Here is a 15880-nt window from a genome sequence, read left to right on the forward strand (position 1 = left end):
GGGTCAGCCCTTGAGCTTTGCGGCGTCGAGACCGTTGCTGGTGCAGAACAGATTGCTCTCCGTCTCCCCATAGGCCGAATAGGGCAGAGGCTTGATCGGCGCCGGGTAGGCGTTCACCACCTTGCTCTGGCCGTCCGCCTGCCATTGCCCGATGCGCGGCGTCAGCCAGCAATGCAGGTTGTCGGGGTCGGTGGTCACCTTGCCGCCGGGCGCTTCGTAGGTTTGGCTGCGAATTCCGGCCCTGATCGCGTCCGCGGACAGGTCGCCGGATTTTTCGACGGCCTGCTTCCACAGGAAGACCTGAAAATAGGCGGCTTCGAGAGAATGGTAGGTGACGGCTTTCGGATCGTTGACGAAGGTCCTGAAGCGATCGATGAAGCTCTTGTTCGCCGGCGTGTCGATCGACATAAAATAGGGGAAGGAGGTGTAGCTTCCGGCGGCATATTCGGCGCCCATCGCCGCGATCTCGATTTCGGAGGTGACCGTCGCGCAGATCGGCAGAACCTCCTGCGAGAGCCCCTGGTTCTTGAACTCGCGGTAGAAGGCGATGATGGAGTCGCCGACCACGTTGGACAGGACCACGTCGGCGCCCGACTCCTTGATCTTGCTGACCATGACGGCCCATTCCGAATGGCCAAGTTCCAGATATTCGTCCGCCACCCACTCGGCGCCGGCTGCCTCGATCAGCTTCTTGGAAACCTTAGCCATTTCGCGCGGATAGACATAGTTCGAGCCGACGATGAAGAATTTCTTCTTGCCCAGTTTCTCGACGATCCAGGGAATGTAGTTGGAGAGCTGCTGGTTCGGAACGGCGCCGGAATAGACGACGTTGCGCGAGCACTCGAAGCCTTCGTAATGCGTCTGGTAGAACAGCATGGCGCCACGTCGCTCGAAGATCGGCAGCACGGCCTTGCGGCTTGCTGATGTGTGGCAGCCGAACACGGTCGAAATCTTGTCCTTGAGGATCAGTTTCGAAGCCTTCTCGCTGAAGGTTTTCGGATCGGAAGCACCGTCTTCGACGACCACCTCGACGGGGCGACCGAGTACACCGCCGGTCGCGTTGATTTCGGCCACGGCCATCATGACGCCGTTCGCCAGAAGCTTCTCGGCAACCGAAAGCCCGCCCGTCTGCGAGTAAAGCGCGCCGACCTTGATGGCATCGGCTGCGAAGGCGCGGCTGCCCAGAGCCGGCAGGGCGAGTGCGGCGGAAGCGGTCGCTGCGGTTTTCAGAAATTCACGTCTGTTGAACACCATCTTGGTTCCCCTTTTTTTGATTGGCGCGGACGGCGGCAGAGCCCGCCAAACGGCGAGACTTTCATGCCGAAAAATGGATAGAGGACTGACGTCACTGTCAGCAAACAACAAAAAACCCGCGAGGCTTGTCACAGCCTGCGGGCATCCTTGCCATCACCGCATCACGGCTGCGCCGCGTGCAACAGCGGCACATGGCTTCGTCAAACGAAGGGATGTGCCGGAGGTGTTTTGTTGGAAACACGTGAAAAACTAATCATGTTTTTGGGGCGGGCGCAAGAGCTGTTCGGCGTTGATAATCGAATTGGCGATTTCATCGATCGGCACCCGCCGAGCCATCGCCTGGTCGCGCATTTCACGATACGCCTCATTCTCGCTGGTGCCGCGATTGGCCATCAGAATGGCTTTGGCCCGAGCAAGTTTCTGGTCGCCCAGTACCTTGCGTTTGTATTTGCGCGCTTCCTTGACGAGCTTTTGCCGCTCCAGCCACAGGTTGCGGGCGATGGCGAGATTGGTCAGCAGGCCAAAGGGTTTGATCGGTCTTTCGACAATGGCGAGTGCGCCGCTTTCCAGAACGATCTGCAGCGTCGAGGGGTTTTCGTAACCGACGATGGCAAGCATGGTCGGGGCAGGATTGGGGAAAGACTTCAGCAGGCGTTCGATTTCCGGTCGCGCCTCATCTTCCATCGCGAGGAAGACGACATCTGTCCCGTGCGGCAACTCGGCAGGCACCGGCCAAAGGCAACTGACCGTACAGCCGATACGGCGCAGGTGATCGACGAGAAACTCTCCTTCGGATGTCCGGGGGTGGATGACCAGAACCTTGAGATCCCGCAAATCTCTGAGAAGGGCGAAAGACATCGTCGCTCCCTCTCAAACCTGAACACGATGCGGGAAAGTCCGCGTCAAGTCCGGGCGATATTCTCGCATGAACGGGTCTGGCGCCACCCGGAGCGACGGATCATAGACGATGTCGTAGTCGCCCTGTGGATTCACCCTTGCCACTCTTGGCCACAGATGCGTGTGGTTTGTCGTCCGGTCTATCTTTACCGCGCCCTGCGGGGCATCGTACTCGACATCATAGAGAGCCGGCAGAAGCTGCTCAAGCCCGTCGCCACCGGCGCGCTGCAAAGCCGCCGCATAGAGATAAACCTGGAAATAAGCCGCTTCGGCCGGCGCGGTCGGCAGCATCTGCAGGCCGTATCGCTGTTGGTAAGCCGAGACGAAGGCGCGGGCGCGGGGCGTATCCAGAGAGGCGAAGAAGGGGGCTGCGGTGATATGCCCCTCGGCCACATCCGGCCGCATACGGATCACGTCCGCCTCGCTGGTCGACTGGCTCGCGATCGGCATTGTCGCCGCATCGAATCCGGCCTCCTTGAACGCCGTGTAGAAGGGAATGATACCGTCGCCGACGATCGTCGAATAGATGACATCCGGCTGTGCCGCGCGAATATGCTGGATGATCTTTGCAACGTCCTCGTTTTTGAGGTTCAGGGGAACATACATCTCGTCCAGCACCTGTCCGCCCAGCTGGAGAAACAGGTCGCTGATCGTCCGATTGGATTCATAAGGATAGACGTAGTTCGACCCCACAAGGAAGACCCGCTTTCCATAATGCTCGGTCAGGAAGTCAACGAGCTGGACGGAGTTCTGGTTGGGGGCGGCTCCTGTATAGATGCAGTGACGGGAGTATTCGAATCCCTCGTAGAGCGTCGGGTAAAACAGCAGTGCATCACGGGCCTCGATGACGGGCAGAACAGCTTTGCGGGTGCTCGACATATGGCAACCGAAAACGACCCGGACCCGGTCTTCGTCGCAAAGCTTGACTGCAAGTTCCTTGTAGAGATTAGGCGTCGATTGCGGATCATAGGCGATGGGTTCGATCGCCCGGCCGAGCACGCCGCCCGCCGCGTTGATCTCATCGATCGCCAGCACGGTCGCGGCCTTTTGGGTTTTTTCCACGGCTCCGGTCACACCCGTTTCGGAGAACAGCACACCGACCCGCCAGTTTTCTGAATGCATCATCGCCCACCAAAAAATAAAAAAGCTCCCGCCCGTTTCCGGTCGAGAGCTACCCTGCTCATGGAATATCAGCGGCTCATTGAAGCCTGCCGATCCATGATGTCAGTTTCCGTGTCCGGTGACAATAGCGGAACGAAAGGCACCTTTCATCGCGATGATCGCTGTCGGCGTAGTGGCGTTGCTTTGTCCCGGCTACTTCATGACCCACTGGCCTTCACGCATCGCGCGCGAACGGGATGAGATTGATCCGCCTGTTAGAATTCATCCCTTCAAAGCGCATCTAGTCGTTTGTCGGATCGAAGATGATGAGACAATTTTTGTAGTACGAATTCGCCACGCCCATGAAGATTGGGCAACTGATTCAATTTAGCGACGCCTCGGATGGAACTGTGGGATTTGGTGTGTCTCAGGTTCGAATCGGTTCAAGACCCTCAATTGGGCAGACCCTTACCAAGGGCTCGTGTGGACTACGCGTTACGCCGCCAATTGCCAGGCGTGGTGCCGACGATACCCGCAAAGACGCGCGTGAAATGGCTTTGGTCCGCGAAGCCGCAGGCGATGGCCACTTCGGCGAGAGGAGTATTTGAGGTCCGCAAGATGTCGCGGGCACGGCTTATTCGCTCACGAAGGACCCATTGATAGGGCGTCATACCGGTCGTTTGACGAAAAGCGCGAATGAAATAGCCACGTGACAGGTTGCAGACCTGGGCGACGTCGGAAATCGACACGTTGCCATCAAGGTTTTCGAGAAGCAGGCTTTTCGCCAGATCCTCCTGCGCCCGCGAAAGGCTACCCGACCTATCGGAGCCTACCATTGGCCGGCCGCCGTAGCGCTGGACCAGGTAGGTGCCGATGGCGGTCGTCATTTGTTCGACGAAAAGCGCGTTGGCTTCGTCTGGCTTTTCGAGCGCCGGGATCAGCGCCCGAGCGAGATTGGCAAGCACAATATCTTTTGATGCTGTTTCAACTGACAGCGACGTTATGCCGGGCATTTCAGCATCATCGGCAATTTTGCCGAGGGAGGCTGGCGAAATCTCAAACAACACGAAATCGAAAGGACCGCGGAGATCCGCCTTGTAGGCGTGCGAGAGATCGCGAATATAGATCGAGTTCTCGGTAAAGTCGTGGGTTGTCGCACGATGTTCGTGGAAGATGCGTCGCGTGTGGCCGCCGAGCGAGGAAACCCCCACGACGAACCCTCGATCGCTTGCCGGTGTCATGACCTGATCGAGTTCAGTGTTGACTGTCGCCTTACGAAAGATATCGATGTCTGAACCAGGAAGGCTTTGGTTGATCGACAACTGCTTCAACGAGCACCCGAACCCGTCGGTCGAGTTTCCGGTGGAAGATTGCTGGCGGAGGGGGAGGACTTGGACCACGACGCAGTTCTTTCATTTCTAGACACTCGAACAGGGGACCTGCCGGCTTTGGTCGCTTTCCCACGGTAAGCTTGCCTCACGACAATTTATTAAATCGGCCCCGCGAGGATCCTTTTGTTCAAGATTGCCGTTTGAAACCTGTGTAGGAAACTTTGACGCGCGGCATCTCGTCGGTACGGCTATACAGTCCCCAGCCAGGATGATCGAGACACATATGAGTGAGGCGTTGACAATCAGTGAGAGAATTGCGGCGTGTTTTGGGATTAATGCCGCAAGGGCGCTGGCAATCAGGCCTCTTTACAAGGCAAAGCTCGCTGTCGTCCATCTCGAGCACTCCTATGACAGTAGCGAACACACAATCGTCCTGCCGGCTGATGACGCCTTTCTGGTCATGCTCTATCTCGTTGACGTTGATCATTGCGACGTCCTGCCGGACGGAGCACGGACACCTCGGAAGACCTATTCCAGAGGTTCTATGTGTCTCATCAGTTTGAGGAATGGGGCCGCAATTTCTGTTCGTGGCCGCTTCGAAGCACTGGCGTTTCATATCCCAAGCGCGCTTTTTGTCGAGCTCGCGGAGGAAGCGGGCGAGCCGCGTATTGATGACCTCACAACCTGCCGCGGGATTGACGATCAGGTGGTCCGCAATATCGGCGCTGCACTGATACCGATGTTCGACATGCCGGACGAGGTCAGGGATACACTGCTTCCTCATATCGGATTAGCGCTAAGCGCCCATCTTGCGCATCGTTACGGGCGGTCCCCCATCCAGCACCTGTCGGGCACCGGTCGGCTGTCTCCGCTGCAGGAAAAGCGCATCAAGGCGTACATAGCTGCGAACTTATCGGGCGGCACACCGGTCGATAAGATTGCCGAAGCCTGCGGATTTTCAGTCGATGAGCTCTGTTCCGGATTCTTGAACACGACCGGGCAGTCTGTTTCGGAATGGATTTCGTCATATCGAATAAGCAGAGCCCAGTCGCAACTGAGCAGAACAGGTGAAACCATTGCCCGGATCGCTGAAGAGTGCGGGTTTCCGGACGAAAATGAACTCGTTGCAACATTCACGAGGGTCGTGGGGGTGCATCCTGCGGCTTGGCGCTCGAGCAACCGACACTAACAGAAAACCATCGAGCAGCACTGCTGGGCTTTGAGCTCAGCTTCGCTCAGGACTGTCCTGGTGACAGCCTGCTTGGTCGGGTTTGTTCGGCCGGATCCGGGTGCAGCGTGGGCAGCCACACCCGGACGGTCCAATTAAGCCTGGATAAATGCCAAGAGGTCGGCGTTCAGGACCTCAGCATGCGTTGTCAGCATGCCGTGCGGATAACCCTGATAGACCTTGAGGGTGCCATTCTGCACCAGTTTGACGGACAGCTTGCCAGCGTTGTCGATGGGCACGACCTGATCGTCGTCGCCGTGCATAACGAGCGTCGGAACAGTGATTGCCTTCAGGTCTTCCGTCTGATCGGTCTCGGAAAAGGCCTTGATCCCATCGTAATGAGCCTTGGCGCTACCCATCATGCCCTGCCGCCACCAATTCTGGATGACGCCTGGATAGACCTTCGCGTCGGGACGGTTGAAGCCGTAGAACGGACCGGTGGGGAAATCGACGAACAGCTGTGCGCGGTTATCGGCCACCCCCTTGCGAATGCCGTCGAAGACTTCCATCGGAAGGCCGCCCGGATTTGTCTCCGTCTTCAGCATCAGCGGCGGAACGGCGGAAACCAGAACGGCCTTGGCGACGCGCCCGGAAGGCTGGCCATATTTTGCCACATAGCGAGCGACTTCCCCGCCGCCGGTTGAATGGCCGATATGAACGGCGTTCTTTAGATCGAGCGCTTCGACCACGGCGAAGGCATCGGCGGCATAGTGGTCCATGTCGTGACCGTCAGAAACTTGAGCAGAGCGGCCGTGGCCACGGCGGTCATGGGCGACGACGCGGAAGCCCTTTGCCAGGAAGAACAGCATCTGCGCATCCCAATCGTCCGACGAGAGCGGCCAGCCGTGGTGAAAGACGATCGGCTGGGCATCCTTCGGACCCCAATCCTTGTAGAAGATTTCGACGCCGTCCTTGGTGGTGATGTAGCCCATTCTATTGTCTCCTTTGATTGAGGTGGGGGTGGAGGAAATGTTGGCAGCAAACCCGAAAGATGTGGGGAGTGCCATGGCTGCGGCGGCGGCAGCGCCGGAAAGCAATGCGCTGCGGCGGGTGATGGAAGGGAAGTTCTCGGTCATTGTCGATTACCGTCATCCTTTATTGAGTATGATTGCGAGGGTAGCAGCGGATGCCGCCCAACTGCGTCGCTAGGCGGCCCCCGGCCGGTTGATTGTGAGGAAATGCCGGACAACGGGCTTATCCGTTCCTGAGTGATAGGCGAGGACCTGGCCTTGCAGATCAGCATCGGCATTTGAAACCCGCTTGTGCTGGCGAAGATGCTCGGCCCAGGATTCGACCATGAACCATTCGACAATCTTTTGCGGATCGGCGGAGTCTTCCGTCACCCCCCATCCGTAGGCGCCGTCCCGCCGCCGCTCGTGGGACATCTCATCCAGCGCATGCAGGAAGGCTGTGCGATGATGTTTTTCGACATGGTATTCGATGAGGATCAGAACAGGACCGCGGTCGTGGGCGATAGGCTCGGCGACCAATGGTTCTGGCCAGTGATTGGACGGCACCATATCCGCGTCGCCGGCCGGCAGCTTTAAGCGATGCATGATGAAGCCCGCAATGAGCAGTCCAACCGCGCCGATCAGCAGCGCACCCGGCACCCCGGCAGCTTCACCAACGGCACCCCAGCCAAGGCTACCTGCCGTCATCGCACCATTGAAGACGGTGAGATAGACCGCCAGGCCGCGACCGCGGACCCAGTTCGGAAGCACCGCCTGCGCTGCGCCATTCAGCGTGGTCAGGGCGGTGATCCAAGCGCCTCCGAGAAAGAGCAGGACGATGATGGCGACCCATTTCGGCGGCGCGAACGACAAAGCGCCCATGACGAGTGCGGTGATGACAGCGGCCCCTAGAAGCAGGCCATCGGCATTCAGGCGTTCGCGCAGTTTAGGCATGAGCAATGCGCCGCCGATCGCGCCGGCGCCAATGGCGCCAAGCAGGATACCGTAGAAGCCTGCGTCACCGCCGAGCAATTCTCGGGCGACGAGCGGCAGGAGTGCCCAGATGGCACTGGCGAAGGCAAAGAATATCGCCGCGCGCAAAAGTACGACATGCAAGGGCTTGCTGGCGCGGGTGTAGCGCAGGCCTGCACGGAACGCGCCGAAGAAACCTTCAGCCAGCGCATCATTTGTGTTCTTTGCCCGCGGCCACCAGACGAGCGCCGCGATGACGACGAGATAGCTGGCAACATCCGCGCCATAGGTGACGCCCGCGCCGAAGGCAGCAAGGAGCAGACCGCCGGCGGCCGGCCCGATCGACCGGGCGATATTGATGCCGAGCGAGTTGAGCGCGACGGCGCTCTTGACGTCTTCTCTTTTCACCAGTTCCGGCACGATCGCCTGCCAGGTCGGCCCCATCAACGCGGCGCCGATGCCGCCAAGGAAGGTCAGGCCGATCAGCGCACTGATCGAAAGCATGCCGGTATTTGCCAGGACCATCAGGCTTACGCTGACTGAGGCGAGCAAGATCTGCACGGCGATCAGGAACTTGCGACGATCGAGAATATCGGTGAGCACGCCCGCAGGTATTGCCAGGAGGAAGATCGGCAGGGTTCCGGCCGCCTGCACCAGGGCGACGGCGGCCGGCGAAGCCGATAGATCAGTCATGAGCCAGGAACTGGCGACATCGCGCATAAAGCTGCCGGTATTTCCAAGGACGGTTGCAGCCCAAAGAACTGCAAAGACGGGCTGGGCAAGCGGAGCAAAGCTGCCCCCGGAGGATTTGGTGCTCATTTGCCTGCTCCCTTGGTCAAATCAATTGCCGCGACAATGATGAAAGCGCCGGCGAGCCCGAGATGTTCGAAGAAGGCGTTGGTTGCCATCATGCGGTCTATGCCCGGGGGCAACTCCCAGAAACGAAGAGCGATAAGGGTGGCAAAGAGCGTGAACGCGGCGAGCGCCAGCGCACCTGCCCAGCGAAGGATCCCCGACACCACCATGGCCGAGGCAGCCAATTCGAAGACGATAACGGCGACTGCAAAGAATGCCGCCGGATGGAGGCCGAAATGGTTCATTTCAGCGATTGCACCGTTGAGATCAAAGATCTTGGTAATTGGTCCCTGGATATACGCCGCACACAAGGCAAGCAGCGCAAGCGTCCGGCTGGCGGGGGCAGCAACGATCCCGGCGATAAGCCGGCGCCACCCGTTGGCAGAGAAGGTGTGATCGGTCATGTCGGCTCCTGCAATGTTGGCCGCTTCGTCCATGCGGGCGGCGTTGGTTCCATCTGATGGAGCGATATTGGCCGCAAAGATTAGAGCCAACAATTGCATCAAAAATTGAGATTCTCTTGCGATATTCGCAATAGTCTTCCATGGGGCAGCGATCTGCTGCTGCCTCATGGATGATGTTGAAAATCACACCGCCCAGCAGGCGCAGCCAAGGGCGCCGAAGAAGCCCTTGAGATCGGCGATCGGCAGCTTCGATGTCCAGGCGCCAGCGTGGTCGTGACCGTGGACATTGCAGGAACTGGCGCAGCCGCAGGTCGAGATTGCCGTCCGGCGCAGGGAATTCACGCCGGCACCCTGCGGTTCACCCCAGGCCGCATAGCCGCCGAACGTGCGAACGGGTGACCAGTCGGGCATGGCGGGCGGGACGTCATTCTCGTCGAGCGCCGCAAAATCGCCCGCGCCATAGACGATCTTGCCGCCGACCATGGTCAACTGCGAGGTGAGGTACGAGATCTCGTCTTCGGCGCAGGTGAAGAAGTCCTTGTCCGGCACGACGACGTCGGCAAACTGGCCTTTTTCGATCCGGCCCTTCTTGCCTTCCTCGTTGGAGAACCAGGTCACCTTTTCCGTCCACATGCGCAGCGCCGTCTCGCGGTCGAGGCAGTTGGCGCGCGGGTAGAGCTGCATGCCGCCCACCGTCTTGCCGGTCACCATCCAGGCAAGGGAAACCCATGGATTGTAGGAGGCGACACGCGTCGCGTCAGTCCCTGCCGATACGTTGACGCCCTTGTCAAGCATGCGCCTGATCGGCGGCGTGGCCTCGGCGACGCCGTGACCGTAGCGCTCGACGAAATATTCGCCCTGATAGGCCATGCGGTGCTGAGTGGCGATGCCGCCGCCGAGCGCCGCGATCCGGTCGATCGAACGATCCGAGATCGTTTCGGCATGGTCGAAGAACCAGTTCAAACCTTCGAGCGGAATGTCCTTGTTGACCTTCTCGAAGACGTCGAGCGAACGGGAAATGGTTTCGTCATAGGTGGCATGCATGCGCCAGGGCCAACGGTTCTCGGCAAGCACGCGAACAACTTCCTCAAGTTCTCCTTCCATTTCCGGCGCCATTTCGGGCCGTGGTTGACGGAAATCCTCGAAGTCGGCGGCGGAGAAGACGAGCATCTCCCCAGCGCCGTTATGCCGGAAGTAATCGTTGCCCTGCTTGTATTTGACCGACTGCGTCCAGTTGAGGAAGTCCTGCTTCTCTTCCTTCGGCTTCTGCGTGAACAGGTTGTAGGCGAGGCGCACCGTCAACTGGTCCTCGTCCGAAAGCTTCTGGATGACCGCATAATCGTCCGGATAGTTCTGGAAACCGCCGCCGGCGTCGATCACGCCGGTGATGCCCAGCCGGTTGAGTTCGCGCATGAAGTGGCGGGTGGAATTGACCTGATATTCGAACGGAAGCTTCGGCCCCTTGGAAAGGGTCGAATAGAGAATGCCCGCATTCGGCTTGGCAAGCAGAAGCCCCGTCGGATTGCCGTTGGCATCGCGGGTGATCTCGCCGCCTGGAGGGTTCGGCGTGTCTTTGGTATAGCCGACGGCGCGAAGGGCGGCGCCGTTCAGCAGCGCGCGGTCATAGAGGTGGAGCAGGAAGACCGGGGTATCGGGTGCGATCGCGTTGATCTCGTCGATCGTCGGCAGGCGCTTCTCGGTAAACTGATGCTCGGTAAAACCACCGACCACGCGAACCCATTGCGGCGCGGGCGTGATCGCCACCTGTCGCTTCAACATGTCCATCGCATCGGCAAGCGAGCGAACACCGTCCCAGCGGAGTTCCATGTTGAAGTTGAGGCCGCCACGCACGACATGCGTGTGGTTGTCGATCAGGCCGGGAAGCACGCGCTTGCCCTTGAGGTCGACGATCTTCGTATCCAGTCCGGCGAGCGCCATCACCTCGCTGTCGGTTCCCACCTCGAGGAACAGGCCGTCTTTCACGGCGATCGCGGTGGCGTTCGGATTTGCGCGGTCAAGCGTTGTGATCCGCCCATTGTGAAGAACGATATCGGCGTGCATGGAAGCGGCTCCGGTCTTGATAGGATCGGCGGCATTGGCCGGTGAAAACAAGTTTGAAAAGGCGAGGCTCGATGCTGCGCCCAGGAATGTGCGGCGCGTGGCCATCAGCTTTTCCTCGATGTCGGATCTTCGCGGGGCGGGTTCACCGCCACCATGTTGGTCCCGCCCTTCGGGAGGTGCCCGAACATGTGCGGCTTGACCTGGTGAAGCCAGGAGACGGCGGCAGGCTCGCGCGCCCAGATGCTTTTTGCCAGGGGCACCAGCTGCTCACCAACGAGGATGCCGAGCAGACCTATGAGAGCGACAACGGGCGGGGCGGGCGAACGGACATTGAGCAGGCTGTAGATCACGCCCACCAGCAGACCGGCACCGAGGGACAAGAGATAGATTTTCATCGCGGATCACCTTCGCTTGGGGAGAAAGAGTTCACTCCGGCAGGCGGCGGCCTGCCGGAGTGATGACGGTTTTACTTCGCGGGGTTCGGGCCGATCCGCTTGCCATGGCTGACCCGCTCGGCGCCGCCGTGGACGTGGGTGACGGCATAGTCGATGCCCATGCCGTAGGCGCCGGAATGCTCCTTCACCAGCGACGTCACCGCGTCGTAGGTTTCCTTACGGGCCCAGTCGCGCTGCCATTCCAAAAGGACCTGCTGCCAGGTGACCGGAACGACGCCGGCCTGCACCATGCGGTCCATCGCATATTTGTGCGCATCGACGGAGGTGCCGCCGGAGGCATCGGCGACCATGTAGATTTCATAGTCGGTGTCGTTCATGCAGGAGAGCGCGAAGGTCGTGTTGCAAACCTCGGTCCACAGGCCGGCGACGACGACCTTCTTGCGGCCGTCTGCTGCATGCTTGGCAAGCGCGTCGCGGACGTTCTGGTCGTCCCAGGAGTTCATCGAGGTGCGTTCGAGGATATCATTGTCGGGGACGACGGCGAGCAGTTCCGGGAAGGTGTTGCCCGAGAAGCTGTCGGTTTCGACGGTGGTGATGGTGGTCGGGATGTTGAAGATCTTCGCTGCCTTGGCAAGACCGACGACGTTGTTCTTCAAGACCTGGCGGTCGATCGACTGAACGCCGAAGGCCATCTGCGGCTGCTGGTCGATGAAGATGATCTGGCTGTTCTGCGGGGTGAGGACCTGAAGCTTGCTGGACATCTCGTGTCTTCCTTTGATTGGGTTGCAGGTAGGTAATGGGGCAGGCAAGGCGGCACGTCTTGAAAGTTATGCCGCCGTATTGTTGGAAAGCGACCTCAGGCGGCGAGTGGCGTCAGGCCGGCTTCGATCTGGTCACGATAGGGCTCGTAGCGGGCCGGCAGTTTCAAAACTTCGCCGAGATGCGCCGTGTCCTCGTCGCGGTCGAAACCGGGTTCGTTCGTGGCGATTTCGAAGAGCACGCCGCCGGGTGTGCGGAAGTAGATGGCCCAGAAGTAATCACGGTCGATGACGGGTGTTACCTGGTATCCCGTATCCATCAGCGCCTTGCGGACGTCGAGCTGCTTTGCGCGATTCTTGACGGCGAAAGCGATATGATGCACCGAACCCGCGCCCTGCCTTGCGAAAGGCGTTTTCGGAAGAAGCTCGAGATCGATCTTGTCCGCACCATTGCCGCCGGGGATGATGAAGCGGGTTACATCGCCATCCGTCTCGGCACGCTGGTATCCCATGAAACCGAGCAGTTCGGACGTGGCAGCGGTGTCATGCAGGCGGAACTTGGCACCGGTAAAGCCGCGGATACCGACGCTTTCGTCGATATCTGCACCGGTCCAGGCCTTGCGGCCATCGTCTTCCGCTTCAACAAGGGCAAACCCTTCACCGTCCGGCCCCTTGAACAGCAGGTGGTCAGCACCGAAGGCAGTACCGGCCTGCAGCTCCCCGGCTCCCTTTGCCGACAGGCGATCCTGCCAGAAGGAGAGGGAGCCCTTCGGCACTGCGAACTGCGTTTCGCCGACTTCGCCGACGCCGGGTCGGCCGCGCATTACGTCGGGAAAAGGGAAGTAGGTCATGACGGAGCCGGGGGTGCCGGCCTCATCACCGTAATAAAGGTGGTAGACATTGGGGTCATCGAAATTCACGGTCTTCTTGACGCGGCGCAGGCCGAGCGTGTCCGTGAAGAACGCGTTGTTCTGGCGGGCATCCGATGCCATCGACGTGATGTGATGCAGTCCCTTGATATCCGTGATCATAATGCTCGCCCTTTCGCGGCTGCGTTGGTTTGTCTGGTGTGATTGAAAACCTACGCCCGTTGATCCGCGGTCGGAATTGCAATAATAGTTGTCAGTGAATTGCCTCAGGTGAAATAATCAATGAACGACTACAAGCTGCTTCGAACCTTTCTACTGGCCGCCGAGAAGCGCAACTTCGCGCAGGTCGCGCGCGAGCTCGACATGACCCCCGCAGCCGTCACTAGGGCAATCGCGGCCCTGGAAGAAGATCTTGGCGTGCAACTCTTTGTGCGGACCACGCGCCAGGTATCGCTGACGACTGACGGCGCGATCTTCGCCGCACAGATCCAGCCGGCCGTGCAGACGTTGGACAATGCGCGCAAGGATCTGATGAATACCCACAAGGCGGATCATGGCCGCCTGCGGATCAGCGCACCGACCTGGTTCGGCCAGCAGGTCCTGCCGCCTATCCTTTCCGCATTCAGGGAACGCTACCCGAAGATCAGCTTCGAGATCTCGCTTGCCGATGGGCTCGTGAATATCATCGACGACGATTACGATCTGGCGATCCGCATTTCCGCAGCCCCCTCGGACAAGTTCACGATCTGGCGCAAGATCAGCGTCGTTCACCGCATCCTCGTCGCAGCGCCCGGCAGCCGGTTTTGCGACATGAAGCACCCGAATGAACTCATTCCCGACGATTGCCTGGCCTATAGCGGTGACAGCAAACGGGAGACCTGGGCACTGTCGGATGGCAGTGGCAGCGCCACGATTTCTGCCGGCCGCGCAGTCAGCGCCAATAGCGGGGAAGTGCTCGCGAGCATGGCTGCCGACGGCGCCGGGGTCGCGATGCTGCCCAAGTTCCATGTGGCCGAGCATCTGCGGACCGGACGGCTGGCCCACGTCCTGCAGGACTGGTCGCCGCCGGACTTGTGGCTGACCCTGTACTATCCGCCGTATCAGGCGCTTCCGCCGCGCATCGCCTCATTCTCGAAGTTCTTCGAGCAACAGATCCCGGCGTTTATATCGGCAATCGAATGAACAGAGTTTGTTTTGAACAGGTCTTCGAATGGAATATTGCTCTTGACCGCATGAGCTCGCGCGAACGGCAATGCTGCGTTGCCGGCGCAGGGATGGCGAGCTCGTCGCCCATTTTCGCCAAGGGCACCAGCTCGGCGTCAGAGAGTGTCGATATCTGCTGCCGGTGTCGCTCGGCCGGAACCGGAATGGCTGTCGTGGAAATTCTCCGCCTGCTGGCCGTTCGATTGGAGCCGGCCCTATGGCCGGACATCCAGTTTGCCCGTCACGGCGGGATGAAAACGACAATAGAAATCGACGGCTCCCGCTTGGCTGAGGGTCATGCGGCCTTCCGATTTCGCCGGCAGGTCGATATCGAAGCTTGTGTCGCGAGCGGTCGCCGTGTGCGTGAATATGTCATCGTTTCGCCAGACGATCACATCTCCGAAATGCAGCTCGGCAGGCGGCGAGCGGAATTTCATGCCGGTGATGGTGATCTGATGGTCCGCCGCCGAGGCAAGCCCGTTGCCTGCCCAAAGCAGTGCTAAGAGTAGCGGGAGCTGCAGCGATGTCATCAGCGAGCCCATTGCCATGTCTACTTGATCATCGAAGCTAGATGCTCGGCATGCTCGGATGTTCCTTGAACAAGAGGCATGCCCGTTTCCAGCAGCGACTTGAGCTCTTTATTCTGCGCCGAAGGGATCAAGATGTTGGCAAGCGCGTCGTTGACCGACTTGTGATAGGCGACCTCGTTTTCGACATAGGCCTTGGCGAATGCCGCGCCGTCGAGCGCTTCCAGCGTCGTCAGTTCCTTGGTCGCCTGTGTCGAAAGGGACTGGCTGACGGGGTTGTCTCCGGGCGTCACCTTCAGCTTCTTGACGAGGGCGAGCGCCTGGTCGTTGACGGCCTTGTGGTCGCGCTCCATGGTTTTGGCGAATGCAATGACGTCGGCATTCTTGCTCTTCTTCAGCGCCTGCTCTGCCGCGGTGACATCGATCTGTCCCGCCGTATAGGCGATGTGGGCGATCTGAGGATCGGTCCGCTTGGCATCGGCGGCGAGCGAAGCCGTGCCGAGCGATGCCGCCAGCAGAGTGGCGCCGAGAATTCGTTTCAACATGATCTGTCTTCCTTTTGTCGTGACTGGATGCCTTCCGGCGGGAACGATGTGTGCCTTCGGAAGCGAGCATTGGATGCAGCTCGGACGAAAAGGTTCCCAGAAATTTCGGACACGGGGAGGCCGGGTGTCATCGACGTCGGTCACCGACGCGTCAGTCTTTGCCGAGGAAGCGTTGAAGCACGATGGCGTGATTGTGCTGTAGGTCTTTCGCAGCGTAGAGAAGCGTCGTGTCCGCTTGCTGGATCTGGCGTTTCAGCTCCTCGACGGCGGAGGGATTCTTCTCCAACTCGTCCCGATACCGGCGCTGGAACTCGATCCATTTGGCGGGATCATGGCCAAACCAACGGCGCAGCGTCGGGCTTGGTGCTATATCCTTCAACCAGATATCGACTGCTGCATCCTGCTTGCTCAATCCGCGAGGCCATAGACGATCGACCAGGATGCGCGTGCCGTCCTTGTCGTCTTTCGGCTCGTAGATTCTTTTGATGTGCAAGGCCATTTTCTCACCCCGTCATAAGTTCGAAAGCCAA

General features: G+C 59.6%; 17 protein-coding genes and 1 pseudogene. 4 read left to right on the forward strand and 14 right to left on the reverse strand.

The genetic code is table 11. From position 1 onward, the window contains the following. Nucleotides 1-3: 3 nt before the first annotated feature. The 3 genes from RL_RS35135 to RL_RS35145 form a co-directional block, all read right to left on the reverse strand. Nucleotides 4-1254 carry a transporter substrate-binding domain-containing protein gene (locus RL_RS35135; protein WP_011649209.1) on the reverse strand — a complete coding sequence of 417 codons (1251 nt, stop codon included), beginning with the start codon at nt 1252-1254 and terminating at the stop codon, nt 4-6. 249 nt (nt 1255-1503) lie between these two features. Further along, on the reverse strand, nt 1504-2112 hold the full coding sequence (locus tag RL_RS35140) for an ANTAR domain-containing response regulator (protein ID WP_011649210.1): 609 nt from the start codon (nt 2110-2112) through the stop codon (nt 1504-1506). A 12-nt stretch (nt 2113-2124) separates the two neighbouring features. Further along, the gene (locus RL_RS35145) at nt 2125-3276 is read right to left on the reverse strand and encodes a transporter substrate-binding domain-containing protein (protein WP_011649211.1); all 1152 of its coding nucleotides are present in this window, start codon (nt 3274-3276) and stop codon (nt 2125-2127) included. A gap of 214 nt (nt 3277-3490) precedes the next feature. Between RL_RS35145 and RL_RS38810 the strand changes: the two are divergent. Then, nucleotides 3491-3643 (forward strand): annotated as a pseudogene (locus RL_RS38810) (type II toxin-antitoxin system RelE/ParE family toxin); the annotation flags it as partial. A 97-nt stretch (nt 3644-3740) separates the two neighbouring features. Here the strand turns inward: RL_RS38810 and RL_RS35150 are convergent. Beyond that, nucleotides 3741-4574: an AraC family transcriptional regulator gene (locus RL_RS35150; protein ID WP_041937048.1), complete on the reverse strand. Its 834-nt coding sequence runs from the start codon at nt 4572-4574 to the stop codon at nt 3741-3743. Between the two features lie 292 nt (nt 4575-4866). On the opposite strand from RL_RS35150, the gene RL_RS35155 reads away from it, so the two are divergent. Next, nucleotides 4867-5772: a helix-turn-helix transcriptional regulator gene (locus RL_RS35155; protein ID WP_244432413.1), complete on the forward strand. Its 906-nt coding sequence runs from the start codon at nt 4867-4869 to the stop codon at nt 5770-5772. Nucleotides 5773-5906: 134 nt separating this feature from the next. Here RL_RS35155 and RL_RS35160 read toward each other — a convergent pair whose 3' ends face one another. Continuing rightward, the gene (locus RL_RS35160) at nt 5907-6743 is read right to left on the reverse strand and encodes an alpha/beta fold hydrolase (RefSeq protein ID WP_011649214.1); all 837 of its coding nucleotides are present in this window, start codon (nt 6741-6743) and stop codon (nt 5907-5909) included. 40 nt (nt 6744-6783) lie between these two features. On the opposite strand from RL_RS35160, the gene RL_RS40940 reads away from it, so the two are divergent. Next, nucleotides 6784-6960 (forward strand): hypothetical protein, encoded by a 177-nt coding sequence (locus RL_RS40940; protein ID WP_244432414.1) that lies wholly within the window; start codon nt 6784-6786, stop codon nt 6958-6960. On the opposite strand, the gene RL_RS35170 is transcribed toward RL_RS40940, so the two are convergent. From RL_RS35170 to RL_RS35195, 6 genes are all read right to left on the reverse strand, one after another. Continuing rightward, the gene (locus RL_RS35170; protein ID WP_011649215.1) at nt 6957-8552 is read right to left on the reverse strand and encodes an MFS transporter; all 1596 of its coding nucleotides are present in this window, start codon (nt 8550-8552) and stop codon (nt 6957-6959) included. The genes RL_RS40940 and RL_RS35170 overlap by 4 nt on opposite strands. After that, nucleotides 8549-8992 (reverse strand): DoxX family protein, encoded by a 444-nt coding sequence (locus tag RL_RS35175; protein WP_041937050.1) that lies wholly within the window; start codon nt 8990-8992, stop codon nt 8549-8551. The genes RL_RS35170 and RL_RS35175 overlap by 4 nt, the downstream gene beginning before the upstream one ends. A 183-nt stretch (nt 8993-9175) precedes the next feature. Continuing rightward, a complete protein-coding gene (locus tag RL_RS35180; RefSeq protein WP_041937005.1) occupies nt 9176-11158 on the reverse strand; it encodes an amidohydrolase in 1983 nt (660 codons plus the stop codon). Further along, the gene (locus tag RL_RS35185; RefSeq protein WP_011649218.1) at nt 11158-11448 is read right to left on the reverse strand and encodes a XapX domain-containing protein; all 291 of its coding nucleotides are present in this window, start codon (nt 11446-11448) and stop codon (nt 11158-11160) included. Before RL_RS35185 ends, RL_RS35180 begins: the two co-directional genes overlap by 1 nt. A gap of 71 nt (nt 11449-11519) precedes the next feature. Then, nucleotides 11520-12209, reverse strand: a complete 690-nt coding sequence (locus RL_RS35190; RefSeq protein WP_011649219.1) for a hydrolase — start codon at nt 12207-12209, stop codon at nt 11520-11522. Nucleotides 12210-12304: 95 nt separating this feature from the next. Further along, a complete protein-coding gene (locus tag RL_RS35195; protein ID WP_011649220.1) occupies nt 12305-13237 on the reverse strand; it encodes a VOC family protein in 933 nt (310 codons plus the stop codon). A 120-nt stretch (nt 13238-13357) separates the two neighbouring features. Here RL_RS35195 and RL_RS35200 point away from each other — a divergent pair, with 120 nt between their 5' ends. Beyond that, nucleotides 13358-14257 carry a LysR family transcriptional regulator gene (locus RL_RS35200; protein WP_011649221.1) on the forward strand — a complete coding sequence of 300 codons (900 nt, stop codon included), beginning with the start codon at nt 13358-13360 and terminating at the stop codon, nt 14255-14257. A gap of 236 nt (nt 14258-14493) precedes the next feature. Here the strand turns inward: RL_RS35200 and RL_RS35205 are convergent, their stop codons facing one another. The 3 genes from RL_RS35205 to RL_RS35215 all read right to left on the reverse strand — a co-directional run bounded on the left by RL_RS35205 (nt 14494) and on the right by RL_RS35215 (nt 15849). Beyond that, entirely contained in the window at nt 14494-14820 is a 327-nt protein-coding gene (locus RL_RS35205; protein WP_041937051.1) for a cupredoxin domain-containing protein, read from the reverse strand. Between the two features lie 8 nt (nt 14821-14828). Continuing rightward, complete coding sequence (locus RL_RS35210; protein WP_041937006.1) at nt 14829-15350, reverse strand: DUF4142 domain-containing protein; 522 nt, start codon at nt 15348-15350, stop codon at nt 14829-14831. Nucleotides 15351-15501: 151 nt separating this feature from the next. Beyond that, a complete protein-coding gene (locus RL_RS35215) occupies nt 15502-15849 on the reverse strand; it encodes a DUF488 domain-containing protein (RefSeq protein ID WP_011649224.1) in 348 nt (115 codons plus the stop codon). Nucleotides 15850-15880 lie beyond the last annotated feature (31 nt).

The sequence above is a fragment of the Rhizobium johnstonii 3841 genome (genome assembly GCF_000009265.1).
GTDB classification, from domain to species: Bacteria; Pseudomonadota; Alphaproteobacteria; order Rhizobiales; family Rhizobiaceae; genus Rhizobium; species Rhizobium acaciae.

Excerpts from the sequence above, each read along its gene's own strand:
- RL_RS35205 (WP_041937051.1), bottom strand. The coding sequence starts at position 14,820 with ATGGGCTCGCTGATGACATCGCTGCAGCTCCCGCTACTCTTAGCACTG.
- RL_RS35160 (WP_011649214.1), bottom strand. The coding sequence starts at position 6,743 with ATGGGCTACATCACCACCAAGGACGGCGTCGAAATCTTCTACAAGGAT.
- RL_RS35180 (WP_041937005.1), bottom strand. The coding sequence starts at position 11,158 with ATGGCCACGCGCCGCACATTCCTGGGCGCAGCATCGAGCCTCGCCTTT.
- RL_RS35155 (WP_244432413.1), top strand. The coding sequence starts at position 4,867 with ATGAGTGAGGCGTTGACAATCAGTGAGAGAATTGCGGCGTGTTTTGGG.
- RL_RS35210 (WP_041937006.1), bottom strand. The coding sequence starts at position 15,350 with ATGTTGAAACGAATTCTCGGCGCCACTCTGCTGGCGGCATCGCTCGGC.
- RL_RS35135 (WP_011649209.1), bottom strand. The coding sequence starts at position 1,254 with ATGGTGTTCAACAGACGTGAATTTCTGAAAACCGCAGCGACCGCTTCC.
- RL_RS35215 (WP_011649224.1), bottom strand. The coding sequence starts at position 15,849 with ATGGCCTTGCACATCAAAAGAATCTACGAGCCGAAAGACGACAAGGAC.
- RL_RS35175 (WP_041937050.1), bottom strand. The coding sequence starts at position 8,992 with ATGACCGATCACACCTTCTCTGCCAACGGGTGGCGCCGGCTTATCGCC.
- RL_RS35140 (WP_011649210.1), bottom strand. The coding sequence starts at position 2,112 with ATGTCTTTCGCCCTTCTCAGAGATTTGCGGGATCTCAAGGTTCTGGTC.
- RL_RS35170 (WP_011649215.1), bottom strand. The coding sequence starts at position 8,552 with ATGAGCACCAAATCCTCCGGGGGCAGCTTTGCTCCGCTTGCCCAGCCC.
- RL_RS35190 (WP_011649219.1), bottom strand. The coding sequence starts at position 12,209 with ATGTCCAGCAAGCTTCAGGTCCTCACCCCGCAGAACAGCCAGATCATC.
- RL_RS35145 (WP_011649211.1), bottom strand. The coding sequence starts at position 3,276 with ATGATGCATTCAGAAAACTGGCGGGTCGGTGTGCTGTTCTCCGAAACG.
- RL_RS35200 (WP_011649221.1), top strand. The coding sequence starts at position 13,358 with ATGAACGACTACAAGCTGCTTCGAACCTTTCTACTGGCCGCCGAGAAG.
- RL_RS35195 (WP_011649220.1), bottom strand. The coding sequence starts at position 13,237 with ATGATCACGGATATCAAGGGACTGCATCACATCACGTCGATGGCATCG.
- RL_RS35185 (WP_011649218.1), bottom strand. The coding sequence starts at position 11,448 with ATGAAAATCTATCTCTTGTCCCTCGGTGCCGGTCTGCTGGTGGGCGTG.